A 25,494-nucleotide genomic window follows, 5' to 3' on the forward strand; every position below is an offset into this window, starting at 1 on the left:
GAATGACGCCATCCACACTTACGTATTCTCACACCTTGTTAATTCCGCTGACGCGAACCTGCGGCGCCTCCTGTAACTATTGCACTTTCAAACAGGATGACGGAAAACTACTGACATTCGATGAAATTGAAGACTTGGTGAGAGAGTATTTTGATACCGGAATATGTGAAGTTACTCTCAGCGCAGGTCAATACCTTAATAGAATTGATTCTGTAAGACAGCAATGGTCAGAACGCGGGTATGCGTCATTTGTCCACTATGTCAGGGACATTTGTCAATTAGTATTAGAGAATCAGTTGCTTCCGTCGATCGATATCGGACCGATGTCCTATTCAGAGATCGAAGCGTTAGCGCCTTATATTACGTCGGTTAAATTATTACTTGAAAACATCAGCACGGATTTTGCTCAGCAATTTCAAACAGGAAAAAGTATCGATGATAAAATGGAGACGTTATCGGATGCCGGATTGCTGGGCGTTCCGGTAACTACCGGCCTGTTAATTGGCGCCGGCGAAACTCAGGATCAACGCAAAGCGACGATCGAAGCCATCGCTGAAGTTCACGGCAAGTACGGACATATTCAATCCGTCATGCTGCAGATGGTGTACCGCGAGAATGATAAAACCGATGCACCGTTAAAAGTTAGGGAATTTCAGGATTTGATTGCGTCAGTAAAAAGTACTATGCCGGATATGGTGGTCTCGATACCGGCCAATGCGCCGGCTTCATGGTATGATTCAGTAGCCGTGGGAGTTTCGGATATTGGCAATATTTACGAAGGTTATGATGGCATTGATTGGTCAAAACCATTTCCAAAATTGGTTGAAATTGAACGTACGTTAGGCAGGAAGGGCATCACACTGAAGCCGCGTTTCCCAATATTTGTGCATCAGTTCAATCGTGGTTTGGTACAGGACAATGTGAGTAATGTTTTGCGGGGTTGGATGTCCAAAAAAGAATTTACTTATTATTACGATTAGACAAGTAAAGAGGTTGTATGGTTCCGAATGTGCGAGTGATTCATCATCCATTGGTACAGCAAAAGTTGACCTATTTGCGCGATAAGCATACCAATCATCGTGAATTTCGTAAATTATTGAGCGAAATCACCGCGCTCATGTTGTTCGAAATAACGGAAGATTTGCCGACTATGGAAACAGAGATTGAGACGCCACTGGAAAAAACACGTTCTACAATTTTAGCGAGTCACGTTGTATTGGTACCCGTGCTGCGTGCGGGGTTGGGCATGTTGGATGGGGCATTGGACCTTATACCCAATGCGAACGTGGGTCATATCGGGCTTTACCGAGATGAGAAAACCCTTGAGCCTGTGGAATATTATGCTAAATTTCCCTCTACGCTCGACCAGTCCGTTGTGATCCTTTTGGATCCGATGCTGGCTACTGGCGGAAGTTCTTCGGCGGCCGTTACGATCCTGAAAAAGCATAAGGCCAGCCAGGTTAAATGTTTGTCGTTGGTTGCTGCTCCGGAAGGAGTAAAAAAAATGTACCAGGATCATCCGGACGTGCCAATTTATACGGCCAGTGTCGACCGCCAATTGAATGAACGCGGCTATATTGTCCCGGGTTTGGGCGACGCCGGTGATCGGTTGTACGGAACGAAGTAAAAGGAAACGGATGGCCGATCCCAAATATATTCCTGCCGGTGAACTCAGAGCTCCGGATTATCAATTGATTATTCCGAGTCTTTTGGAAAAGCTAGCCGACGTCGAATCGTTGACAGAACGAGTGGCGGATGAATTTCAGCTCAATGAAGACGACCGCGATAACCTTGCAATCGCCATTACGGAAGTGTCAAATAATGCCATCATTCACGGCAATAAATTCGATCACTCGAAAAAAGTGACGATTAGTTTTTATTTCGATCATGACGTATTGCGCGTGTATATTAAAGACGATGGCAAAGGATTCGATCCGTTGTCGATCGATAACCCTTTGGATCCGCAGAATTTATTAAAAGAAAGCGGGAGAGGCATTTTTATTTTGAAGTCTATTATGGACGAAGTCGATTTCAAAACTGGATTAAACGGCACGGAAGTCAAAATCGTCAAAAAAATTAAACGATCCGTAAATTCGTGAAAGGTATAAAATGAAGACATTATTATTTTTAATGGTATTTCTGTGCCTGAGCTTAAAGCCGTTCATGGCCAGTGCACAGGATGAGAAAAAACAAGCTGTCTCCGGCCAAATTGCAGATGATGACATGTATGCCACCGGGGATGAAAAAATCAACAATTCATGGGGATTCAATGTTCAAATCTCCACTTCGGGTTTTGTATTAGGCGGGAATCGTAATATTAAAATGGCGCCCTATACCTACCTCAGCACGGAATTGAATATGTTCTGGGTTAAAGGTAAAAACGAACTGGTAGATTATCTTGGAAATACTATCAATGCCGAGACGATTTTGATTTTGCCTCTTACTTTCCAGGTAAAGCGTCGCGTGTTGGGCGAAAGCCTGACCAATACGTTTCGCCCATTTATTTTAGCTGGTGCGGGCGGCGTATACGGATGGTATATCGACGGTGATTTGTCAAGAAGCGAATTGCCAGCCGATCATAAGAGCTCGCAATTTACATGGAATGCTGTCGCAGGTTTTGGCGCCGATTTTGGCAAACCGGGGCTTAGTTCGTACGGAATGGACATCAAATACCAAGTTATGCGATTTGCAAATCATCTTGGCGAACGTAAAAATTTTGATAATTTGCAAATTGGTTTTCATATGAATTTTTAATTTGTACGGTAACGTTTTTCGATGGATGTCATTATAAAAAATAAGAAACGTGTTGTCGTCGCGATGAGCGGCGGTGTCGATAGTTCGGTTACGGCGGCGCTATTGAAAGAACAGGGATACGAAGTCATCGGAGTGACGATGAAGCTCTGGGACTATGCCGAAGTAGGTGGCGGTGAAATTAATCGCGAGAGCGGCTGTTGTTCAATCGATACTATTCATGATGCACGGATGGTATGTGCGCAATTAGACGCGCCGCATTATGTTTGGAATCTCAGTGAGGAATTCGGACGCGCAGTTATCGATAATTTCGTCAATGAATATCTTGAAGGACGTACGCCCAATCCTTGCGTTATGTGTAACAAGCACATCAAATGGGGAACGTTTCTGACGAAAGCCAAACACCTCGACGCCGATTATGTCGCAACGGGGCACTATGCGCGTTCGGTGTATGATGAGCGTCTTCAGAAATTTACGCTTCGTAAAAGTTACAATCTGAAAAAAGACCAATCATACGCCTTATGGGGTATTCGTCAAAAAGCCCTGGCCATGACGCTGTTTCCTGTCGGTGAAATGACAAAAGATGAAGTACGTACGTATGGAGAAAAAATCGGTTTGCGTACGGCCAAAAAACGCGAAAGCCAGGAGATTTGTTTTATTACCGACAACAACTACAATCGCTTTTTAAAAGAAAAAGTCAAAAACCTTTCTGAAAATCTCGCTCACGGGCAAATCAAAACGCTCGACGGCAAAACCGTCGGTGAGCATGATGGTTATGCATTCTATACCATCGGCCAGCGCCGCGGCGTCGGCGTCGCGATGAATGAACCGGTGTACGTTACCAGTATTAATGCCAAGGACAATGTGATTCATGTCGGTCGGAAGGACGATTTATTGGCACAGGGATTGACCGCGCGGGAAGTAAACCTCATACGGCATGATTCCATTGAAGACGATATTCCTGTTACGGCTAAAATCAGGTATAATGATATCGGTCACGACGGGATAATGACAGCACGCGATAATGGCGATATCCAAATCATTTTTGACGAAGCTCAACGAGCCATCACTCCCGGCCAGTCGGTAGTGTTTTATAATGATGACGAGGTTTTGGGAGGTGGGGTCATTGACCAGGTGATTAAAAATGTTTCTCACGAATTAGTCATTGCGTAAGCTCGAATCGATGTTTTTTAAATAGCTTTCCTACTTCAATTGCATTCATGTCTACACACAAGTCTATCAACAAAATTACTACCGAACAGCTTCGAAAAATGAAGCAAGCCGGTGAAAAAATCGCAAGCCTTACGGCTTATGATTTTACAATGGCGGAATTGCTTGATGATGCCGAGATCGATCTGATCATTGTCGGGGATTCAGCCAGCATGGTATTTGCCGGTAATGAGACAACGCTTCCGGTGACCATGGAGGAGATGCTTTATCATGTTCGTGTTGTTGCAAAAGCTGTCAAGCGCGGTCTAGTTATTGCCGATATGCCGTTCATGAGTTACCAGATCAATACGGACGAAGCGTTGAGAAATGCCGGGAGATTTATGCAGGAAGCGCATGCTGAAGGCGTTAAACTCGAAGGCGGGTTGGAATTTTTGCCAACCATTAAGCGGCTTGTGGAAGTCGGTATTCCTGTAATGGGGCATCTTGGTCTGACTCCTCAGTCGATTCATCAATTTGGGACTTATCGTACACGCGGTGTCTCAGGCTCAGAAGCAGATAAGATTTTGTACGATGCAAAAACATTGGAAGATGCCGGCGTATTTGCGATGGTGCTCGAAAAAATTCCAGCCGAACTTGGAAAGAAAATCAGTGAATCTCTGTCAATACCTACCATCGGAATCGGAGCCGGTCCTTATTGCGACGGACAAGTATTGGTAAGCTACGATATGTTAGGCCTCTATGATAAGTTCCATCCCCGATTTGTTCGAAAATATGCCGAATTGGGTTCTGCTATGCGAGAAGCTTTCAAAGCCTATCGTGATGACGTCAAAGGGCGGCAATTTCCAACCGATAAAGAATCGTACTAGAACTACGTTACTGCAAATTCCGGACATCTCGGAACCACTGAAAAAACCACGTTGATACGGTTACACCCAGAATAATCATCAGCCCGCCGACCGATACCGAAATCCACCCGCACCAAATTGCAAATGAAGCGTATTTCTCTCCAGATGACGAATACTTTTTTTTGTCTTTGATGGCTTTCATTTCGCTATAACCCATAAACATACTGATTAAACCGGGCAAAGGCGAGCATACGGTCAGCGTCATCGATACCATCAAAATCATCGCAATAATAGCCGTAACTGCAGCTACTTTTGCGCGCAGGGATGCTGAATGGTCTTCGATACGGGTGATAGTATCTTTGGGATAATCATACTGCCGTTTTGGGGGAGGAAAACGGTATTCGCATCGCGAACATTGTACGGCCTCATCCGGATTATTGGTCGTGCATTCCGGACACATTTTCATAAACGGAGTTCTTTCGCTGATGTTAGCGGAAACCGCCGAAACCGATGGCCAGAACGATAATAGCGATGTAGGCAATCCAGAATAATCCACACGCTATGGTTCCGATCCAACCTGTCCACATTCCGATTTGCGCAAGTGTTTTTCCTGCCTCAGGCGCACTACCATTGCGAATAGCATTAAGTTCCTGATTGGCTAATACTATTCCCGCAATGCCGGTGACCGGACCGCACGAAAAAACTATAGATAACAATCCAAGGATGAGGGCGGCAATGGCGCGGCCGCTGGCACTTTGGGGCGTTACATTAGCTTGAGGCGGAGGAATAGAGGTGGCAACTTCTGAAGATGTTTTTTTCTCGAGCGAAGAACCGCAATTGATACAAAAAGTGGCTGCATCGCTATTCTGTGTTCCGCAATTCGAACAGGGGTTCATAATTATTTTTCCCGACGAGATTAAAAGATTTAAAATTTACTTGTACGCCGGAATTCCTGTTACACTTTCACCGATGATGAGTGTGTGAATGTCGTGCGTTCCTTCATAGGTTTTAACCGACTCAAGATTCATCATATGGCGAATTACCGGGTATTCATCGATAATACCATTCGCGCCGTGGATATCTCTGGCCATACGGGCAATTTCAAGTGCGATATAGACGTTGTTACGTTTGGCCATCGATACTTGATTAAATTTCATTATGTTTTTGTCTTTAAGACGTCCTAATTGTAATACAAGCAACTGGCCTTTGGTAATTTCTGTAATCATATAGGCGAGCTTTTCCTGGATCAATTGAAAACCCGCAATCGGTTTGTCGAATTGAATGCGTTCTTTAGCATATTTCAATGACGCTTCATAACAGGCCATAGCTGCTCCAAGGGCTCCCCAGGCAATGCCATACCGGGCTTGTGTTAAACACCCAAGGGGAGCTTTGAGACCTTCGCCATTGGGTAGAATATTGGACTCAGGAATACGAACATCCTGTAGCACTAATTCGCTGGTTACCGAAGCGCGCAGTGAAAATTTGCCTTTCATTTCCGGAGCGGAAAATCCCGGCGTTCCTTTTTCGACAAGAAAGCCCCGAATGACGCCGTCCAATTTAGCCCAAACTACGGCGATATCAGAGATCGTCCCGTTGGTAATCCACATTTTGGCGCCATTGAGGATATAGTGTTTTCCGTCTTTGACAGCACGTGTTTTCATACCGCCAGGATCGGATCCGTGATCGGGCTCGGTCAAGCCGAAACAACCGATTTTTTCACCTTTGGCTAATTTCGGCAGCCAGGTACGTCTTTGTTCTTCAGATCCGTAAGCATAAATCGGATACATGACCAAAGCGCCTTGAACGGAAGCAAAACTGCGTACGCCGCTATCTCCACGTTCCAATTCCTGCATGATCAATCCGTACGCGACATTGTTCATACCGGCGCATCCATATTCTTCAGGTAAATTAGCTCCAAATACACCTAACTCTGCCATATGACCGACAAGATTCATCGGAAATGTGCCGTTGCGATTATGCTCTTCGATTATAGGAATGATTTGATCATCAACAAATTCGCGTACGGTATCACGGGTCAATTTCTCTTCATCGGACAAGAGCGAATCCATATCAAAGTAATCCGCTCCTTTGGTCTTTACAGCCATAGTAACTCCTTCATCACAGTATAAAATAAACAATCTTCAGCTTACGCGCAGCAAGCTGAAGATTAAAAAAATAAAACGCATCGGATAAAATTACAATAAACTAAAATTAGCGCCAACCACTAAAGAGTATGTTGTTTTAGCTTTTGACGCAAACTTAATACTGGTACCTGTACCTTCAGTCTCATTAAAATTTTGGACGTCAAGTCGAATCATTTTTGCTACACCAAAAATTTCAATGGGTCCTAATCCTGCTTTGCCGCCAATCTGCACGTTAAAACCTTTATTAGAAGGATTTTTTGCAGTAGCAGCACCGAAAGTGCGGTTATCGGCTTTTACGCCTTGGATTACATAGCCGCCGCCTATGAACATTTTGGCGACTGCGAGGCCATAAATTTCATATTGGCCGTCGATATTGATTGTATGAAATTTCGCATCATCGCCGGCAGTGTATTCATAGTTCGGAACCAAAGTGAATTTTGAAATTCCAATATATGCCTGGCCGCCAAAAAAGAAATCACCATTTTCCGTATTTGATCCTGCGCGGGCGCCAAATCCTAAATTCGCAAACGGAATTTGCGCTGATGCGCTTGTTACAGAAAACAAGGTAAGGATTGACAAAATTGTAACCGCTTTTTTCATAATATTGTCCTCCAAAAAAAATGATATTGAATATTCAATTCGTCACGTAAACTAATGCAAATTCGCCTAAAAAGCAATCACTCAAAACGTCAGCTTGTTTCCGGCAAAAACCATTTGAAATCGATTCTGTTTTCATCAAAAATGAAATCTTTTTCACGAATTTCATGAAGGTAAGTAATTTCATGGTCGGACAAAACATGTCCTGAAGCCTTTTTTTCACACAGCGAAGACAACTGAATAAAATGATGATGGTGTTCTGAAAATCGCTTGATAGAATAGTCGTTTGCCGATTGCGTGCTGATAAGAAATTGCCAATCGGAAGATTCCAGTAAGAAAAGCTCGCGAACCATTTGATGTAAAATCATTTGGATTTCAGAGTCGGTAGACTGGCTGTAACGTTCAATCCAAGCCTGCAATTTTACTTCATCATTGTATATAAATTCCCACATCCAGTCAACGTCCCGATTAAACCACACAAAATGATTTCCTCCGGCGCCCCACGAACCTTCAGGAATAGCGATGATCTTTTCAGGCGGATGGGTGTCAATCACTTCAGAGCAGTTCGTAACGTTAATTTCTGGTTCATTTAACAGACGTTCAAAAATTTTTTTAAGAAAAGCAGGGCCTTCAAACCACCAATGTCCGAACAATTCTGAATCAAAAGGAGCCGTCAGCGTGCCTTCATACCCATGAGCTGTTTTGAAATTTTTCAAAGCCGTTTTTATGGATTGCACGAAATGATCGGCATCCAGATTAAGTGCATTGTCAATGCGTTCGGGTTCATAGTGAACTTTCTGGCCGAGATCGGCATTAATGCTGGTCACCCGCCAATAGCGATGTCCGCTTTGATGGTGTTTTTTGTGGAAATCGAGATACCATTCGCCGCCGGGATAACCTTGTTCACTGCTCCAGACCTGCATGGAAGTTTCGACGTCGCGTGCAAAAATTGACACGGGCTGTGCCTTTGATTCGTACGATGACTTTACGCCGTAAACTTCGTATACGGTATGTGAACCGTCAGGCGCTGATTTGAATTGGTTTTCCTTCTCTAGTTGCTGCATCAATTTCCGCAAGTTTTCAAAACGTCCCATGTAAATACCGACGGCTTTGCCGCCTTGAACGAGCGATGAATCGACGATAAAAAATTGAATATGATTTTCGTCAAGAATTTCTTCGACACCTTTGCGTAAAGCCGGTTCTTGTCCCAATGAGGATGCTATAGGCGCTTTCCAGAAATAGCGCGGGCGATAGGCGCATTCCGGCAACCATATTCCGCGAGGTTTGACATGGAAGTGTTTTTCGTGGGTTGTGGCCGCCATCTTAATCTGAGCGTGTATGTTCGAGTCTTTTCCTAACAGGGGAAAATAGCCATGCGTCGCGCCACACGTGATGATATCGAAACAGCCGCGTTCCTGCAATGATCGGAATGCTCCGATCAAATCGCGGCGATACTTTACAATAAAATCATTTTTGATGTTGGTGTAGAAATTTTTCCAAAATTCAGCTAAAGAAACCAAATTGTGCTCGTTTGGTGAATCCGGAAATGACGTCGCATCCTGTTCGGCGCGCATGATTTCTTCATCCAGAAATTTTTCGAATTCACCGATAAAGACAGGATGAGTTAACTGTTCGGCCAAAACCGGCGTAACGCTAATGGTAAGCTTCGGCTTTTTTCCTTCAGCAAGAAGTTCATTGAAAACATTGAGAAGGGGAATATAAGTTTCTGAGGCGGCTTCGAAAAGCCATTCCATACCATGCGGCCATTTGCCGTGATGGATGACAAAAGGCAAGTGTGAGTGCAACACGAGTACGAAATTTCCGAGCGACATGATATCCTCAAGATAGAAAAATTGGGTGCAAAGGCGAGAGCCGATTGCCAAAATCGGCGATCGAATATAGACAAGTTTACAAGGGGAATCAAGAAATTTGTCACTCCTTCATTGACAAAAGAACGCTGTTTATCTATATTAATCGCGTTTAATTAAACACCATTATTTGCCTATCAACATTTTTTTTAATGCGTAATTTTGTCTGGTTGTTTGTTGGATTACTGACTGCTTGCGGTGAATTGTCCAATGACCCGTTGAATGAGCCTCCCGTAATTCTATCGATACAAGCGCCTGCGTTTGTGAGTGCTTCCGATACCATTTTCGTGTATATCTATGATCGTGAATCCGATACGTTGTCCGTTTCGGCATCGATAACCACTTCTTCGGGGAATACCGTATCGTCGGCTTTTTCGAAAAATTTTACCGATGACGGTTTAAACGGCGATCATACAGGATACGATGGTGTTTTTACGGCAATTCTGAATTCCACCGCATTACAGCAACAGCAGACATCAGAATTTAACTGCTCGATAACTCCGTCCGAACGCGGTAAAAATTCGGGTGAAACAGTTCACATCAAAATACTTCAAAATCCGGACAACGGACATCCTCCCGTTATAAGCAATTTGATAATTCCCGATACAGTTTATATTTCAACTGAAACTGAATTTAAAATCAGTGTATCGGTTGCCGATCAGGAGGGTTTATCCGACATAGCATCCGTCACACGCGTCAATGTAACGCTTAGTGGTCAACCGCGACCGCTTAATGACGACGGTTTAAATGGCGATGCACAGGCAGGCGACGGAATTTATACGGAAACCGTTTCAGTTAACCCGCCTCCGGCACTCGGCAAATATTTATTCAGGGTAAAAGCACTCGATAAGTCGGGTTTGGAAAGCAATTCGCTCGAAAAAGAAATTGTTATAACGAATTAAAGCATGATGAAATTTATCGGTTTATTTGTCTTATTTTGTGTACCGGCTTTATTTGCTCAAACGACGTTCAAGCTGTTGTCTGAAAACAGCGTCGGCTCGGTTCGTCCTGCGGGCAATTCTATCGGCGTTATCAAAATCGTCAATGATTCGGTTTTTATGGAAGCCGGAGGGCGTTTGAATATTTCAACCGACGGAGGAGCATCGTGGCAAATTTTTTCGAGTCAGGACGGAGTTTATAAAGGTGGTGTATCGGCCATTGATTTTTTCAGATCTATGATCTTTGTTTCAACTATTTTTGATACATCGGTTTCTCCTAAACCGAATGTCGGCGCCGGAGGCGGCATAAGTTTTTCCACAGATTTTGGTGCAACATGGAAAACCATTCCGCAACCAATCGATACTTTCCAAAGTAAGTTTGGATTCATCGTCCGATCCAATGGCGATACGATTAGTACAACATCAATCCGAACTAACATCGATAATGTTATTTTCGATCTTGCTGTAACGGACTCATCAGTATGGATCGCCAGCTTTGCAGGTGGTATCAGGATGGCCCGAAGAACAACAGCGACAACTTTTACTGCGTTTGAGCCGGTTGCAATTCCGCCTGATACATTGGATGAAGTACGTGCCGATCAGTTTTATGACTTTAATGTTGGCCCGTTTAATTCGAACGGCCAACAAATTTATAATCATACGGCGTTCTCGGTTTTGGCAGCTACGGACGGAATCTGGGCCGGAACAGCCGGTGGAATTAACTATTCAACTGACGGCGGTTTGAGTTGGAAGAAATTTACAGCACAAAACAGCGAAATTTCAGGAAATTTTGTAGTCGCGCTAGCCGAACAGATTTATGAAGAAAACAGCACCACTTTTCGAAATATTTGGGCTGCAACGAATCGAGCAGTTGATCAAGCTGAGTCGTCGGGTCTTTCCGTCACGGCTGACAGCGGCAAAACTTGGCGCGTCGTCTTGAAAGGTCCGTTTGTTAACAATATCGCCTTTAATGGAAAAACAGTTTTTGCTGCAACAGACGATGGTATGTACCGCTCGCGCGACTTGGGATTGACTTGGGATAAATTTATAACGCTGATCGATAAAAATACCGGTGACCGGAACTATTCACCGGTATTTCAAACCGTCGGAGTTGATACGATCAATCATGTGCTCTATTTTGGTAATCAAGACGGTTTGGCGATTTCCGATGATGATGGGCTGACGTGGCGCTTTATACGCGCTTATGCCGATGCGGGAAAAAATGGTGAACCTAAAAGCTATGTTTATCCGAACCCTTTTTCACCGTCGGTTATTCCAAATGTTACTCGATTCGAATTTGATCGTACCGGTTTGAATGCATCCGACAAAGTCACAATCAAAATTTATGATTTTGCTATGGACTTAGTATCTACAGTAGCTAAGAACGAACCTTTGAATAATTCTTTTTCCTGGAATGGATTAAATAACAAAGGACAAAGGGTTGCTAATGGGACTTATGTGTATACCATCGAAGCCGGGAAAAAGAAGTTCTGGGGAAAAGTAACGGTAAGGGATTAAAAGCACATTGATGAAACTGCAATTTACTACATTTTTTGTCATTCAATTTCTTTTGGCAGGGCCGACCTTTGCATCTGATTCGGCCGGGCAAGCAGGGTCATTTTTGCGAATTGGCTTGGGACCGCGTGCAAAAGGATTGGGAGACGCGTACGTCGCTGTTGCTGACAATGCTTTTGCAGCTTATTACAATCCGGCAGGTTTGGCTTTTTTAAAAAACAAAGAAGTTAGTTTTTCATACAGCCTCATGAGCTTTGACCGGACATTTTCATATATCGGTTTTTCAAGGCCCTTGCCGCCAAGCGCAGGTTTTTCATTTGGTGTTCTTCAAAGCGGTTTTAAAGATTCTGACACACGTTTGAGTAATGGTGAAACTTTTGGTGAACATATCGAAGATACTCAGTATACGGCTTTCTTAGGTTTTGCGCTTCGTTTTGGCAATAAATTCGCTTTCGGTATTACACCCAAGCTGATCTACTCCAAAGTGTATGACGTTTCAGCTTCATCAATTGGTGTGGACTTGGGAGCGATGTATCGCGCTACGGATCAATTGACGTTCGGTATGGCTGTCAAGGAGATCGGGCAATCGTTGAAATATACGCGCGATCCGAACGGCGATGGTGATCGCACCACGACCGACGATTTACCCCGTATTACAAAAATCGGCGCTGTTTATCGGCTGCCATTGACGGGCACAATCAGAGAAATGATGCTGGTAAGCGATTATGAAATGAATTCCGAGCAATCTGCAAAAATGCATTTCGGAATAGAAGCCGGCATTCTTGAGAAAGTGTCAATTCGGATTGGATTGGACGCGAAGGATTTTACGACGGGACTCAGTATTCCCTTCAAAATGAAAGACCAACAATTCAGATTTGATTACGCATTCATTCATGATGCGCGTTCCGGACAGGGATTCGGCACGCAGGATTTTGCGTTATCGTACGTTTTCTAAAACCTCGTATCGTAGTTTATAAAATTCCAGCAAGCGTTTATTGAATTATACCGTTGTAAGTCAGGCAGAGTATGATTACGCCCAAAAGGATTCGATAGATTATGAAAATCATTGTCGAGCGGGTTTGGAGCCACTTGATCAGAAATGCAATAGAGGCGTATCCTACAACAGCTGCTACAATAGTCGCAATGGCCAAATTGGCTAAACCGGCGCCTTCAAACCCGTATTTCATTAAATCGCGCAATTCAAATAATCCACTGGCCAATACGGCAGGAATCGACAGCAAAAATGAAAAACGTGCGGCGCTTTCACGGGTGAGCCCAAGAAAAAGCCCCGCCGTGATCGTTACTCCTGAGCGCGATGAACCCGGTATTAAAGCGACGGCTTGTGCAAGCCCAATAATTTGTGTATCGGTAAATGATATTTCTTCAAGTTTACGGCGATGTTGCGCCAACCATTCAGCTAAAGTCAAGAAAACAGCTAAAATAATCAAACTCCAGCCGATGATGATCAGACTGCGAAAATCGTTTTCAATAGCGTCTTTAAATAAAATTCCGAAAATTCCCACCGGCAATGTTCCCAGCCCGATAAACCAAAACAATTTGATTTGATGAGATTGTTCGGCATTCCATTGCTTGCGCTGATTGAATTGAATAACGGATGAAATACCGGCAACCGTAAGATTCCATATGTCACGGCGGAAATAAATCAGTACTGCAACCAAAGTTCCCAATTGCGTCACAGCTGTAACGGCCGCTCCGGGATCGTTCCACCCCAGTAATGCCGGAATAATTCGCACATGCGCCGTACTGCTTATCGGTAAAAATTCAGTAAGACCTTGAACAATTCCGATAACAAAAGACTGAAATATTTCCAATTTTTATCCTAAAAAAAAAGCCCCATATTGATTGAACATGGGGCGTGTAACTAAGAAAAGTTATAAAAAAATTAAAGCTGTTTCTGAACGTTAGCGACAACTTTATTAATGATTGCTTTTAGCGTGTCAAAAACACCGACGCCTTTGATACCGACAGCTTCGTAATAAGGGACGTTGAAATAATTAAGACGTTTTTGAAGATTATCGATGCTTTCGATATCCGGAAGATCGCGTTTGTTGTACTGAATGACCCACGGAAAAGTGTCGAGGCTGTGGCCGTCTTCACGAAGATTATTTTCGAGATCGAGCAATGTTTCAATGTTGCCGTCCATACGGTGTTTTTGTGAATCCGCGACAAATACGATGCCATCGACTCCATTAAGAATCACTTTACGTGAAGAAGCATAATACACCTGGCCGGGAACGGTATACAGATTAAATTTTGGTTTTTTACCTTTGATGCGACCTACTTCCAGTTGCAAGAAATCGAAGAAAATCGTACGGTCTTCTTTGGTTTTCAGCGATACCAATTCACCTGCAAGCGAAGGATCCATTTTGGAGTGGATATATTCGAGGTTAGTAGTTTTGCCGCTCATACCCGGACCGTAGTATACAATCTTCAAGTTTATCTCTTGCAGTGCCCAATTGATAAACATCAGTAGCCTCTCTTTTCTAAAGTTTACTTAAAAAATTGAATAGGATTATTTGAAGGATTCATCCAGCGCATCGCCCAAAAGGGAACCAAATTCGGAATCGATAAGGTCTTTAGCGCTGTCCGTTGATTGATTCGATTGATCTTCAAAAATATCCAGCAGATTCTGAATAGCTTTTTTCGTGTAAATACGGATCAAGCCGAGAGTGACGCTGGTATCGAACACAACAACCAAGAAAAAATTATCGCCGACATTGGACAAATAAACATTTCGTTTTTCGCCTTCATGAAAGAGCAGTTTGAATTTGGCGTCTTCACCGACCAATTTAGCCATTTCTGCCGTTGCTGCAAAGTCGCTGGCTGCGAGAGCCGAAAGTACGGTTGTATTCATCTTATCCGTATTACCACGCTGGCTGATAAGCTGGCCGCTCATATCGGCAAAAAGAATTGCGGACGCTTTGGTTTTGGCCGCTAGTTCAGACAAAACTTTCGTAACGCCCTCAAATTGTTTGCCATTAAGAATGATCTGCTTACTACCGTCTTTTAATTTTTTCGTCTGCAACATAACGGTCACCCTTTTTAAATAAATTTAAGGATTAACAATAAAAATTTCCGTTTGTTTTATCGAAACTTACCACACTTAACTTGGATGCAAAACAGGATTGAATAAGGTCTGTAATTATCGTAAGTGTATATAATTTTTGATCAACAGTCAATGTTTTTTTTAAATGTCAGCTTCAGGCGATTTTTTTCTTCTTCAGACGTTCGATCGCAGCTTTTAAACTCTCACGTAAACGTTCGATCGCGTTGGCCAAGTCACCGATTTCGTCTTTGGCCTTCACGTGCACGATACTTTCCAAATCACCCATACTGATTTTATCAGCCGATTCGGTAAGATAAAGAAGTTGCTTGGTCAATTTATTGGACAAATACAAAGCCGTGAGCATCCCTAAGACTACGGCAATAGCCAAAACGCCGCCGACTAATACGGCAGTGCTTCGAATGATATCATCCATGTATTTTTTAGACATACCGACGTGGGCGTGACCCAACACGGTTTCGCCGATCGGTGTCGAGATTTCATAGTTTTCAATGTCGACTAATTCGCCTTTTTCATTCGGATTTTGCACCCGTGTCAAATCGATTTTATAATCCGTAGTTTTTTCCCGGATGACATTTTCTTGAAGAACTTCTCTTTGGTTGTACGAACCGACTTTAAATTTCTGGGCAGCAACTTTATTTTCCTTGTCGGAAATGTACACATACGACACGGCTGTAAATTTGGACGAAATATCCACCAGATTTTGAATATCAACTTCATCGTCCCCGACCAGTGGCCGTTCGACTTGTTTGGAAAGAGTTGTCGCGATAGCTTTACCGCGTTCGGTTAGTTCGGTTTGCAGAGATTCAGAAACAAGATTGACCACCAAAAGAGTAATGCCGACACCGATGACAAGAGCACCGCTCACGATAACCATCGGGACTTTCCATTTGAGACTGAGGCCTTTCGCCATGATTGCACTCCGAGATTTATAACGATTTGATCTGTTTCAGCATGTATTGCTGAAAAGTTACCTGTTTGGCCGGGTCGTAAATTTCGTTACTGATCGATTCGACAAGGCCGGCAACCTTATCCTTTGGAAAGCTTTTCCGGCTCTCACCGAAAGACTCGACAACGTCGTCGATAATGATCGACGCCACGGGCCCCATTAACTGGATCAATTCGTTTTCGAGGTTTTTGAAGAAATTTTCATTGAGGGTTTCTTTTTTAACAGGCTGCGCAAGGCTTCCGGCTTGTACGACGCCCGCTTCGATCAGTGTGTGGATGGTACCGGCAACATCCAGTTCGCGCATGTTTAATTTTTGTGAGGCTTCGCTGACCGAAATTTCACCGCTTTCAAAAAGATTCAGTATTTCCCAGTCGCGTCCTTTGAGTTTGACGTTCGCCGGAGGCGGCTGACCGGTTTTTTTGAATTTGATAGTGAATGACGGAATGGTGTGACGAATACGTTCCCATGCCTGATAAAATTGCACACCTTCGTTAAGTAACTGCTGAGTATCTTTGTCGATGGTTCGTTGATTGGTCGTCGCATCCGGTTCGAAAGCAAATTTACCGGCGCGCCAAAGGATCAATTCGTTGAATGCCGGCTCGCCAAGGTACGTATCGCATACAGCATGAACAATTTTTCCGCTGTTGAGATAAATTTCTCCTATTTCGCGCTGATCTTCTTTTTGGAGAATCAACTTGCCGTCCCGATTGCCTGACGACAATAGTTTCAAAATATTAATGACTTCGAGATAGGCTAAATTGCCCGTTAGTACGCTCGACATAGGTTTTTCCCCTTGAGTGGATTAATCTAACTCACGGTTTCCACCAATGACCATGACTCGGGATCCATATTGCTTCTAACAAGGAAGCTGCGGCGGGTCGTTTCGATTTTACCCACACGTTTTTGGAATTTTTTGTCAGCTTCCATGTCTGCAATGGCCACGTTGACAGTCAGACGCAGCATAGCAAGACTTACGCCCGGGTCGCATAAAATGATCAAGGTATAATTGTGTTGTGTGTAAGCAATGACTCGACCGTTGTCGAATTTCAAATCGTATTCGGTAATAGGAGTGGCCAATCGGTCAAATATGGCCGTCATCTGGACTATATCTTTGGCGATTTCTTCATACGTTTCTTTATCGAATCCCTGGGGGATTGAATTAAAAACGACTTCACCGTCATTGAAATAAATGAACGCTGTGCGGACCCCGGATACACCGGTTATTTCTTCAAGTTTTTCTTTCATGCTAAACGGTCATTCTTACCTTAAGGGTTCTGTTGCTTGATGCGTTCCAGTGCCTGTTCGACGGTATCGGAAGACATTTTAGGGTCGACAATTAATTTGACCACGTCTTCATTCCATTTGGAAACAATTTTTTTATCGTTTTTGCCGGCAATAAATCCAATTTTAAACGTACCGGATTTGGAGGCGCGTCCGATTTTTTCGACTTTTCTCAATACAAACGCCATGGCTGCCGAAGTTCGTTTCCCATTAGACACACCTTCCTCCATCAGAATTTCACCAAAAAGACTGCCTATGAGTACACCATTGACGCCATTAATGTTTTTCAATTCTTTGCTGAATTTGGATAAAGCATCGCCTTTAGCCTCTTTGGCTTCATCAATCAGACGCAGTCCTTCCATGAGCAAGTTGCTCCACGGCGTGTTGATGGTACGTTTCGGTGGAGGTATATTATTTTCAACTTTGAAAGGACCTTCTTTGATCTGCAGGATTTTGTAAACCGCTTCATCGCCCTCATTTCCACCATATTCGGCATGTACGATATTGCCTTCGGCAAAATAAATTTTACCGACCTTCTTTTGGTGTTCAACTGTAAAAAGCGCCTGGTTTTTTTCCATACAGTTGAGTTGTACGATGTTCGTCAATTTGAGGTCTTTTAAATTACCTACTAATGCCATAAGCGGTTCACTTTAGTTAAGCGCCGAAGCGATGATTTCTTTCATCAATTTGATTTCAAACGGTTTTTCGATATAACGGTATGCACCATTGTTTAACGCTTCTTCCTTTTTTTCATCCGAGCCGTAAGCCGTCATCATTATCACATGCGTTTGCGGATGTTCCTGCTTGATTCGTTTGAGCAATTCAATTCCGGTAATTCCCGGCATCGTAATGTCAGTGACTACAATATCAAAAGGATTGGAAGTGAATTTTTCCCACGCTTCATTGCCGGAAGACGCCGTTACAACTTCATAATTTTCTTTAGAAATGATGAAAGACTGATACAAGCTGAACGTCAGCGTTTCCTCGTCATCGACAATAAGTATCCGTTTTAATTTTCCAGACATACAGGGCCTCTGTGTCTATCGTTCCAATGGAAACCGGTATAGCGGATCATGCATGTAACCATGTAACGAAAATAGATGAGAATCAGTGGAGTGCGTATCGTGTTAAATCCCTACTTCAGATAGGGTTTTTAAAAACGTAAAAAATATAGACAAATCTTTATAGTTTGTCAATAACTTTAAAGGATTTACAAGAAAAAAACCATCGGAGAGGCTATGTTTTTGACTAGAGTACGTAGTCGATTTCCATGAGTTTATAATGAGCTTCGGACATTCCAAGATGACGATAGATCTGAAAAGCACGATCATTTTTCGTTTCAACGTACAACCGCAAACCGCATACGTTTGTTTCAGTGCGACTTTTTTCGGAAATGTGAGTATATAATTTTTTGAAAATGCCGGCATTGCGGAAATCAGGATCCACATACACACTTTGAATCCACCAAAAAATGCCGTTGCGCCAATCGCTCCATTCGTAGGTAATCATAAGTTGTCCCACCGCACGGTGATTAACTTCCGCAATGCAATAAAATCCATATTGAGGATGATCGATTAAAAATGTTACGCCGGGCTTTACAAGTTCGATATCCAAGGCTTTGTTTTCGGTTTCACGTGCCATCGCACAGTTGAATTGTACGATGGCAGGAATGTCTTTATTCTCGGCTTGTCTGATAGTAACTGAATTCATATAGGGACGTCTTTTTTTTAAAAATAACATTGTGTTAATAATGATCTAATAAAATTAAATATTTTATCAACGTTAACAATTACGTAACCCGGTTTTAATTCTTAAAATATTTCGTCTATTGCGTTTTTTACATTCACATTATACATTCATTCCATGAAAATCAGCGTTATCATCCCTGCGTTCAACGAAGAAATTATTATTGGACGGTGTTTAGAGGCCGTTTTGCAAGCCGATAAACCTGAGAATTTTCTAGAAATTCTGGTCGTGAATAATGCCAGTACCGATCGTACTGCAGCAATTGCTTCGTCTTACCCGGGCGTGAGCGTAGTGACCGAAACACAGAAAGGCCTCACCAAGGCTCGTCATTGCGGACACGCAAATGCATCGGGCGACGTTTTAGTTTATATCGATGCCGATACAAAGATTCCCAAACATTTGTTGCGTTACATCGAAAAAAAATTTACCGACGATCCTAAATTAGTGGCCATGTCCGGCCCTTATAAATATCACGATTGGACATGGTACGGCCGGTTGACTCTTTGGCTCTATCACTGGCTTCTGGTTCCGATCACGCAATTGGTCGTGAACCGGTTGTTAGACAAAGGCAGCGTTTTTTACGGAGGCAATTTTGCGTTGCGAAAACCTGTGCTCGATCGCATAGGGGGATTTGATACCGGACTGGAATTCTGGAGCGAGGACACGCAAATTGGTCGCCGGATGAGCCGCGAAGGTCGCGTTCGTTTTTTTCACCGTGCCTATGTCTATACATCGGCCCGACGTTATTACGAAGAGGGATTTGTCCGCGTTCTCATGCGTTACATTATGAATTTTTTCTGGGATATTTTCTTTCACCGGCCTTTTACCCGTGGCTATAAAGACGTACGTAAATCGGTTCCGATTAATTCTGAGACATCTTCCTGAAAACCTTGCGTTCATCATTGTTTTTTATTTCATCCAGATCGATCCACAAGCGATTCTTAACCGCTTTTTGTTGTCCGGATCCATAAGCCCATTCAATTTTAAAAGCTTTATTCGTCAGCAATGGAAATGCAAAATCAAAAGCCCCCTGGCGTATAGGTATGGGAAACGATTGAGTTTCATTAACATAGACGATCATGGATGCATTATCAATCGGAAATTCAATTTCGCCTTTCCCCACCAGCCAAAATTTTTCTTGCTCTTTCAATTTGATGTCACATTGCAGCGTCGAAAATTTCGTTGCCGTTAATCGGTTACGCAAGCCCAGGAGATTTTCGTCAGCTAATTTATATTGGAAAAATATCACGTATTCATTGGTATGATAATTTTCTGCGTATGCAATCGAAATGTCCAATGGACCGTCGACTGGCCATTCAGCAACTATCGTAACACGGCCTTTATCCGAATCGAAAGTTTGAGAATTACCGTTGATAGTCAGAAGCATACCTCGATCGGATTGAAATACAGTGTTGATGGTAAGAAATTTTTTCTTCAGCAATTGAACGTTTAGTTTAGAAAAAGTAAAATTTCGATTACTGAACACCTGCGTTGCATAATTCGAAACGTGGTACGTTTTGAATTTTGTACGAAGTTTGTTGATCACCGTATCGGTAACGGAACTGTCTTTGTGCAGAAGTACGCCGACACCGATGTGGGTAAAATCGATACGTTCAATATTGGCACGATGGCCAGGGCTATTGAGCCATTGCTCCATAAAACGTTCGGCGATTTGGTCATCTGAGCTGCCGATACTATTGACCGCGACGTTTTCGCCGACGGCAAAATCCGTAAGCCCGGTTTGATACACGCGATCTTGAGGGTCTTTAATGCCTAGGGTGGGTGAAGTGTGGGCAAAATAATTCAAATCAAACATTTCATTGGAATGTTGACGGGCGGCGGATTGGAGGTGTTGATCGTATTGAAGCGGCGGCAAGCCGATTTTTTGCCGGTGAGCATTAACAAGTTCGGCGATCCTGGCTTCAACCGTTGTGCGACCGGGAATGTTTTCGAAACTGTTTTCGGTGAAAGAATATTCCTGGGCGGTCAAAAGAAAAAAAGGAAAAATCGAAAAGATGATCGCACTATACCGGCGCATACTAACCTGCTGTTGCAAAACGTAACGCAGCCTTGATAAGTTCTTGCAATGAAAATTCTTTTCCAGGATTTTCACGCAAGGCACGGGTAATGGATTTTTCTGCAACTGCTTTGGCATAGCCTAACGACATCAAGGCCATCATAGCTTCATCGGTTGTATCGGTCGCGCTACGTACGATCGGCGCACGAGTTCCTTCATCGGACGTACTGATTTTGGCAACTTTTTCTTTGAGTTCAACGACTAAACGCTGGGCGGTTTTTTTCCCAATGCCCGGCACGGCTGTCAAGAGATTATAATCTTCCTGAGCAATAGCTTTCTTGAAGTCGGGGAGCGCCACGCTGGAAAGTATTCCGAGGGCTGATTTTGGCCCGATTCCTGAGACCGAAATGAGCAGAAGAAAAACTTCACGCTCATCCGGAGTTGAAAAGCCGAATAATTGCATGATGTCTTCACGGACATGCAGATACGTCAGCAGTTGTACCGATTCTCCGATGGTACCGAGCTTTTCATAGCTGCTGACCGGAATCAAAACTTCATACCCGACGCCATTGACGTCTAATACAGTTCGGGTCGGATTTTTTTCAGCGATGATACCTTTTAAATAAGCGATCATGGATCTCCGTTCTTACAAATATCCTAATTTAGCCAGACTTGCGAAACTGCGCCCCGCAATGATAATATGATCGCGAACCGGGATACCCATGATTTTTCCGGCTTGCTCAAGTTGACGTGTGATGCTGATGTCCTCGGCGCTCGGGTCGGTATGACCGCTTGGATGGTTGTGCAGCAAAATTACAGCGGCGGCGTGTTCGTCCAGCGCAGCTTTGAAAACTTCTCTGGGATGAACTAAACTCGCGGTCAGTGTTCCTTCGGAAATAGTTACATCACGAATAATCTGGTTGGCGCCATCGAGCAAAATCACTTTAAAAACTTCTTTGTTCAAATCGCGCAGCAAAGGTCCGTATTGCCGCACAACATCATCCGGCGATGCAATTTTCATTTTTTTTTCATCAACAAAAGATTGAAGGCGCCGCGCCATTTCGAAAGACGTTATCAATTTTATGGCCTTCACTTTGCCGATACCTTTGAACTGACTTAATTCATGGTAATTGCATTTGGCGAGATTAGCAAGAGTACTGAATTGCCGCAATAATGTCTTAGCAAGATCGACTGCCGTAATTTTTTGCGTACCACTTCCTATTAGAATGGCAAGCAGTTCTGAATCGCTAAGCGTTGCCGCGCCATGTTTTTCGAGTTTTTCCCGTGGTCGTTCATCGACAGACCAATCGGTAATTTTAGTATGGTGAGTAGCCGCTTCGGCGATTTTTTTAAACTGAGGCATGACGATTCTATGGATAGAGTAGAAAAATCTCAAAAAAATTAATTATACTTGTCCTGCTCCGCAAAAATCGCAGAAATTGGAATGAACAGGGATTGACTTGCCGCAATTTTTACATGCTTTGGAATCGGTTTCTTCGGGAGTTGCCGGTTTGAGTTTTGGTTCAAAACAATCACGGTAAGCGACAACGCCGATGGTATATGTTAGTGGAATTGAAAAAATAATTCCTATATAACAAATATAAGCTCCAACCTGTGCAAGCAAACTTACGACAAAAGCGAATATAGTAAACATTAACCAATCGTCTTTGGCGAGGTTTTTACTTTTTTTGATGGCGTCGACCGGATTCAAATTTTCACGGACAATAATTGGATGGGTGAGATACGTTAGCCCGGCTACCACAAACACGGGGAAATAACACAAAAGAATTCCGACGATTGACAATAACGCTATCAAGATATTCGCAACGGTCATTTTCCAGAAAACATCCCCGCCAGACCATACATCTGCAAATTCAATGGGTTCGCCGCGAAGTTGTTTGAACGCAGCTTTGTACATTCCGCCCATGAGATAACTGATGGCCAAAAGCAGCAGCAAACTTCCGATCAATACACCGGCCACGATGCCGAAAATAAACGAAGGATTGCCACGTGCAATAAATTCCGAAGCCATTGCGATGAAAAAAAAGATCGCAATAAAAAATAGGATGGGAAGAAAAAACATCAACCCCATCAATCCCCATGTCTGCCATTGTTTGGTAAAAAGATTCCAGCCTTCCGAAATCCAGTCGCCGAATTTTACAATACCACCTTTGGGCATACTCACCTCATTGAATTAAACTTGTCCTGCTCCGCATTTGTCACAAAACGCTGCATTAACCGGGATTGACGCATGGCATACACGGCAATGTTTTGAATAGAGTTCGTCCACACGCGACATCGGCCGCGTTTCAGGCTCATATATATCGCGATACGCCACAGCCGTAATTAGAAATAGCAACGGATAGGTAAAAAATATTCCTACAAAGCACACGATCACTCCTGCGGCGGCGAGCAAGCTGGTGACTACGATCAAGACGGTAAACATCAGCCACTCGGATTTTGTCGTATGAAAGCTTTCTTTAATGGCGTCCAAAGGTTCCATATTTTTTTGAACGATCAAAGGAATTGTGAGCATCAGCAGCCCTTGCGCTATCAGACCCGGAAAATAACATAAGAATGTTCCTAAAAGCTGAAGGACATTGATAACTAAAGCGGCAACGACAACTTTGACATATAAATCCATTCCGGAGAAAATATCCGAAATGGCGATGCTTTCGCCACGTATTTGCTTGAACGCCGCACGGTAAATTCCTCCGAGAAATAACGCATTGACTATGGCGATAATAAATGATGTCAAAATGCTTAACGTCATGGACTGGCTGAAGCTACGAATAAAATCGATTAAAGACGCAGAAGCACCAAAAGATTTTTGCATTCTGAAGGTGATGGCCTGTTCTATGCCGATTACAACAGCCACGGGAATGAAAAAGATAATGGTCATAGCTGTCCATGTCTGCCATTGTGCTTTTAGTAAATTCCAGCCCTCTGTAATCCATTCGCCGAGTTGAACTTTTGCGGTAGCCATCCCAATTTCAAACTTAATTTTAATGGATAAATGATTCACTGGCTATGATTTTGATACATAGCCAGTGAATCGATTCTTATTTAATTAAAGAAGAACATCAACCAAACGATTGCAAAAATCGGAATTAATACCGGGACGGAATATTTAACGATGTATCCGAAGAAACTCGGACACTCGACGCCGGACTGTTCAGCAATCGATTTGACCATAAAGTTGGGTCCATTACCGATATAAGTATTTGCACCGAAAAATACCGCGCCAAGCGAGATAGCAAGGAGATATTCTTCAAACGCCGTAATGTGAAATAAACCGAACATCCAGGTAATATCGGAATGTCCCATTGCATGCTCGAGATCGTAGAAGTTTTTTAATGCATCCATGCCACCGGGGATGGCAAATTTTCCCACGGCTGCGCTCAAGAAACTCAAATAAGTTGGCGCGTTGTCAAGGAATGATGATAAAGCTCCGGTCGACCAGAAAAACATGCCTGGTGTTAGAACTTTCGCGACTTCAGGTTTGCTGGCTTCAAATTGAACCAATTGTAAAGCCGGAATCATCGTGGCGAATATGCCAATAAACAACCACGCAACTTCTTTGATCGGAGCGAAATTGAATTCATTGCCTTTCAATGCTTCGCGGTCAGCCGTTTTGTACGCCATAAACGCTATGGCAAACATCATTATTTCGCGGACACCAAACGGCACATGCAACAATGCATTCAGATCGGGAAATCCCGGAATCACATTAGGATCCATAAAAACTGCGAGAATAATCAATGCCAGATAAAGAAAATTCTTTCCTCCGCGGATGGAGAATTTTCCTGTGTAGACTTCCGTCGATGAACCTTCCGATTTATTGCGGCTGTCGATGACATAAAATACGACAATGATCAATAAAGCTACGAACAGCCATATATGAATGACGTGTTCGATTACCCAGAAAAACGGAACGCCTTTGAGGAAACCGAGAAACAGCGGAGGATCGCCGATAGGTGTAAGAGCACCGCCGACATTGCTGACAAGAAAAATAAAAAACACAACATGATAAGCTTTCACTCGGCCTTTATTAATTCGTAAAAAAGGACGAATCAACAGCATCGATGCACCGGTTGTTCCGATGAGGTTGGCCACAACAGTGCCAATAAAAAGTAGAACAGAATTGAGCATCGGGGTGGCTTTTTTGTCGATGGTGATGAGGATGCCTCCGGATGCTACGAATAATGCTGTCAGCAACGAAATAAACGAAATGTATTCTGACAATGTATGTGTAAGACTATGCGTATCGTGCAATCCAAAAATGTAATACAAAACCGTTACCAATCCGAGAGCAATGGATACATGGTGGAAGTGATGTTCCCAAAAATGTTTGTAAAATAGAGGACCGGTGGCAATCATGATCAATAATACCACAAAAGGCAGTACCATAAACGTCGCCGGTAGATCGTGATGTGCTTCACCTTCCTGTGCTACGTTGGCCGTCATTTCGGTTTTCGCCGTGGCCGTATCGCTGCCGTGTTCCTGTGCGGATACGACGGATATACTTGCCAAAAGCAACCATATTACAATACCGGCCATGCTCAATGTCTTACACCGTGAAATCATT

30 protein-coding genes are annotated in these 25,494 nt (G+C 43.3%); 10 read left to right on the forward strand and 20 right to left on the reverse strand.

Annotated elements, in window-relative coordinates:
* Positions 1-2 precede the first annotated feature (2 nt).
* The 6 genes from cofG to panB are packed head-to-tail and all read left to right on the forward strand — an operon-like array spanning position 3 to position 4,787.
* On the forward strand, positions 3-980 hold the full coding sequence (gene cofG, locus K1X84_06030) for a 7,8-didemethyl-8-hydroxy-5-deazariboflavin synthase subunit CofG (GenBank protein ID MBX7151180.1): 978 nt from the start codon (positions 3-5) through the stop codon (positions 978-980).
* Between the two features lie 17 nt (positions 981-997).
* Complete coding sequence (gene upp / locus K1X84_06035; protein ID MBX7151181.1) at positions 998-1,627, forward strand: uracil phosphoribosyltransferase; 630 nt, start codon at positions 998-1,000, stop codon at positions 1,625-1,627.
* A 10-nt stretch (positions 1,628-1,637) separates the two neighbouring features.
* Positions 1,638-2,099 (forward strand): ATP-binding protein, encoded by a 462-nt coding sequence (locus K1X84_06040; protein ID MBX7151182.1) that lies wholly within the window; start codon positions 1,638-1,640, stop codon positions 2,097-2,099.
* 10 nt (positions 2,100-2,109) lie between these two features.
* A complete protein-coding gene (locus tag K1X84_06045) occupies positions 2,110-2,754 on the forward strand; it encodes an outer membrane beta-barrel protein (GenBank protein ID MBX7151183.1) in 645 nt (214 codons plus the stop codon).
* A gap of 33 nt (positions 2,755-2,787) precedes the next feature.
* Positions 2,788-3,924 (forward strand): tRNA 2-thiouridine(34) synthase MnmA, encoded by a 1,137-nt coding sequence (gene mnmA / locus K1X84_06050; protein ID MBX7151184.1) that lies wholly within the window; start codon positions 2,788-2,790, stop codon positions 3,922-3,924.
* Positions 3,925-3,971: 47 nt separating this feature from the next.
* The gene (panB, locus tag K1X84_06055; protein ID MBX7151185.1) at positions 3,972-4,787 is read left to right on the forward strand and encodes a 3-methyl-2-oxobutanoate hydroxymethyltransferase; all 816 of its coding nucleotides are present in this window, start codon (positions 3,972-3,974) and stop codon (positions 4,785-4,787) included.
* Between the two features lie 7 nt (positions 4,788-4,794).
* Here the strand turns inward: panB and K1X84_06060 are convergent, their stop codons facing one another.
* The 5 genes from K1X84_06060 to K1X84_06080 all read right to left on the reverse strand — a co-directional run bounded on the left by K1X84_06060 (position 4,795) and on the right by K1X84_06080 (position 9,339).
* Positions 4,795-5,232 carry a hypothetical protein gene (locus K1X84_06060; protein MBX7151186.1) on the reverse strand — a complete coding sequence of 146 codons (438 nt, stop codon included), beginning with the start codon at positions 5,230-5,232 and terminating at the stop codon, positions 4,795-4,797.
* A gap of 22 nt (positions 5,233-5,254) precedes the next feature.
* Positions 5,255-5,662, reverse strand: coding sequence for a DUF4190 domain-containing protein (locus K1X84_06065; GenBank protein ID MBX7151187.1), 408 nt, complete (start codon positions 5,660-5,662; stop codon positions 5,255-5,257).
* A gap of 36 nt (positions 5,663-5,698) precedes the next feature.
* Positions 5,699-6,871 carry an acyl-CoA dehydrogenase family protein gene (locus K1X84_06070; GenBank protein ID MBX7151188.1) on the reverse strand — a complete coding sequence of 391 codons (1,173 nt, stop codon included), beginning with the start codon at positions 6,869-6,871 and terminating at the stop codon, positions 5,699-5,701.
* A 90-nt stretch (positions 6,872-6,961) separates the two neighbouring features.
* A complete protein-coding gene (locus K1X84_06075; protein ID MBX7151189.1) occupies positions 6,962-7,510 on the reverse strand; it encodes a hypothetical protein in 549 nt (182 codons plus the stop codon).
* An 89-nt stretch (positions 7,511-7,599) separates the two neighbouring features.
* A complete protein-coding gene (locus K1X84_06080) occupies positions 7,600-9,339 on the reverse strand; it encodes a DUF1957 domain-containing protein (protein MBX7151190.1) in 1,740 nt (579 codons plus the stop codon).
* Between the two features lie 188 nt (positions 9,340-9,527).
* On the opposite strand from K1X84_06080, the gene K1X84_06085 reads away from it, so the two are divergent.
* Genes K1X84_06085 through K1X84_06095 form a run of 3 tightly spaced genes read left to right on the forward strand, consistent with a single transcriptional unit; the run spans position 9,528 to position 12,783 of the window.
* Entirely contained in the window at positions 9,528-10,277 is a 750-nt protein-coding gene (locus K1X84_06085; GenBank protein ID MBX7151191.1) for a hypothetical protein, read from the forward strand.
* Positions 10,278-10,280: 3 nt separating this feature from the next.
* The gene (locus K1X84_06090; GenBank protein ID MBX7151192.1) at positions 10,281-11,831 is read left to right on the forward strand and encodes a hypothetical protein; all 1,551 of its coding nucleotides are present in this window, start codon (positions 10,281-10,283) and stop codon (positions 11,829-11,831) included.
* Between the two features lie 10 nt (positions 11,832-11,841).
* Complete coding sequence (locus K1X84_06095; GenBank protein ID MBX7151193.1) at positions 11,842-12,783, forward strand: PorV/PorQ family protein; 942 nt, start codon at positions 11,842-11,844, stop codon at positions 12,781-12,783.
* A gap of 37 nt (positions 12,784-12,820) precedes the next feature.
* Here the strand turns inward: K1X84_06095 and uppP are convergent, their stop codons facing one another.
* The 9 genes from uppP to K1X84_06140 form a co-directional block, all read right to left on the reverse strand.
* On the reverse strand, positions 12,821-13,660 hold the full coding sequence (gene uppP / locus K1X84_06100) for an undecaprenyl-diphosphatase UppP (protein MBX7151194.1): 840 nt from the start codon (positions 13,658-13,660) through the stop codon (positions 12,821-12,823).
* Between the two features lie 71 nt (positions 13,661-13,731).
* Positions 13,732-14,319: a GTPase domain-containing protein gene (locus tag K1X84_06105; protein MBX7151195.1), complete on the reverse strand. Its 588-nt coding sequence runs from the start codon at positions 14,317-14,319 to the stop codon at positions 13,732-13,734.
* Between the two features lie 42 nt (positions 14,320-14,361).
* Complete coding sequence (locus K1X84_06110) at positions 14,362-14,877, reverse strand: roadblock/LC7 domain-containing protein (GenBank protein ID MBX7151196.1); 516 nt, start codon at positions 14,875-14,877, stop codon at positions 14,362-14,364.
* 172 nt (positions 14,878-15,049) lie between these two features.
* On the reverse strand, positions 15,050-15,826 hold the full coding sequence (locus K1X84_06115; GenBank protein MBX7151197.1) for a cell wall metabolism sensor histidine kinase WalK: 777 nt from the start codon (positions 15,824-15,826) through the stop codon (positions 15,050-15,052).
* Between the two features lie 16 nt (positions 15,827-15,842).
* Positions 15,843-16,643, reverse strand: a complete 801-nt coding sequence (locus tag K1X84_06120) for a DUF4388 domain-containing protein (protein ID MBX7151198.1) — start codon at positions 16,641-16,643, stop codon at positions 15,843-15,845.
* A gap of 26 nt (positions 16,644-16,669) precedes the next feature.
* Entirely contained in the window at positions 16,670-17,107 is a 438-nt protein-coding gene (locus K1X84_06125) for a hypothetical protein (protein MBX7151199.1), read from the reverse strand.
* A 20-nt stretch (positions 17,108-17,127) separates the two neighbouring features.
* Positions 17,128-17,781: a DUF4388 domain-containing protein gene (locus K1X84_06130; protein MBX7151200.1), complete on the reverse strand. Its 654-nt coding sequence runs from the start codon at positions 17,779-17,781 to the stop codon at positions 17,128-17,130.
* Between the two features lie 12 nt (positions 17,782-17,793).
* A complete protein-coding gene (locus K1X84_06135; GenBank protein MBX7151201.1) occupies positions 17,794-18,168 on the reverse strand; it encodes a response regulator in 375 nt (124 codons plus the stop codon).
* A 223-nt stretch (positions 18,169-18,391) separates the two neighbouring features.
* Positions 18,392-18,853: a GNAT family N-acetyltransferase gene (locus K1X84_06140; protein ID MBX7151202.1), complete on the reverse strand. Its 462-nt coding sequence runs from the start codon at positions 18,851-18,853 to the stop codon at positions 18,392-18,394.
* A 153-nt stretch (positions 18,854-19,006) separates the two neighbouring features.
* Between K1X84_06140 and K1X84_06145 the strand changes: the two genes are divergently transcribed.
* Positions 19,007-19,774 carry a glycosyltransferase gene (locus K1X84_06145; GenBank protein MBX7151203.1) on the forward strand — a complete coding sequence of 256 codons (768 nt, stop codon included), beginning with the start codon at positions 19,007-19,009 and terminating at the stop codon, positions 19,772-19,774.
* Here K1X84_06145 and K1X84_06150 read toward each other — a convergent pair.
* The 6 genes from K1X84_06150 to K1X84_06175 all read right to left on the reverse strand — a co-directional run bounded on the left by K1X84_06150 (position 19,752) and on the right by K1X84_06175 (position 25,493).
* Positions 19,752-20,927 (reverse strand): CAP domain-containing protein, encoded by a 1,176-nt coding sequence (locus K1X84_06150; GenBank protein MBX7151204.1) that lies wholly within the window; start codon positions 20,925-20,927, stop codon positions 19,752-19,754. The two genes, K1X84_06145 and K1X84_06150, sit on opposite strands and share 23 nt — an antisense overlap.
* A 1-nt stretch (position 20,928) precedes the next feature.
* Entirely contained in the window at positions 20,929-21,540 is a 612-nt protein-coding gene (ruvA, locus tag K1X84_06155) for a Holliday junction branch migration protein RuvA (protein MBX7151205.1), read from the reverse strand.
* A gap of 12 nt (positions 21,541-21,552) precedes the next feature.
* Positions 21,553-22,269 carry a DNA repair protein RadC gene (gene radC / locus K1X84_06160; protein ID MBX7151206.1) on the reverse strand — a complete coding sequence of 239 codons (717 nt, stop codon included), beginning with the start codon at positions 22,267-22,269 and terminating at the stop codon, positions 21,553-21,555.
* 42 nt (positions 22,270-22,311) lie between these two features.
* The gene (locus tag K1X84_06165; protein ID MBX7151207.1) at positions 22,312-23,085 is read right to left on the reverse strand and encodes a hypothetical protein; all 774 of its coding nucleotides are present in this window, start codon (positions 23,083-23,085) and stop codon (positions 22,312-22,314) included.
* 15 nt (positions 23,086-23,100) lie between these two features.
* Complete coding sequence (locus tag K1X84_06170) at positions 23,101-23,892, reverse strand: hypothetical protein (protein ID MBX7151208.1); 792 nt, start codon at positions 23,890-23,892, stop codon at positions 23,101-23,103.
* A gap of 80 nt (positions 23,893-23,972) precedes the next feature.
* A complete protein-coding gene (locus K1X84_06175) occupies positions 23,973-25,493 on the reverse strand; it encodes a sodium:proton antiporter (protein MBX7151209.1) in 1,521 nt (506 codons plus the stop codon).
* Between the last annotated feature and the right edge of the window lies 1 nt (position 25,494).

It is taken from the genome of bacterium (assembly GCA_019695335.1).
Taxonomy (GTDB): domain Bacteria; phylum CLD3; class CLD3; order SB21; family SB21; genus JABWBZ01.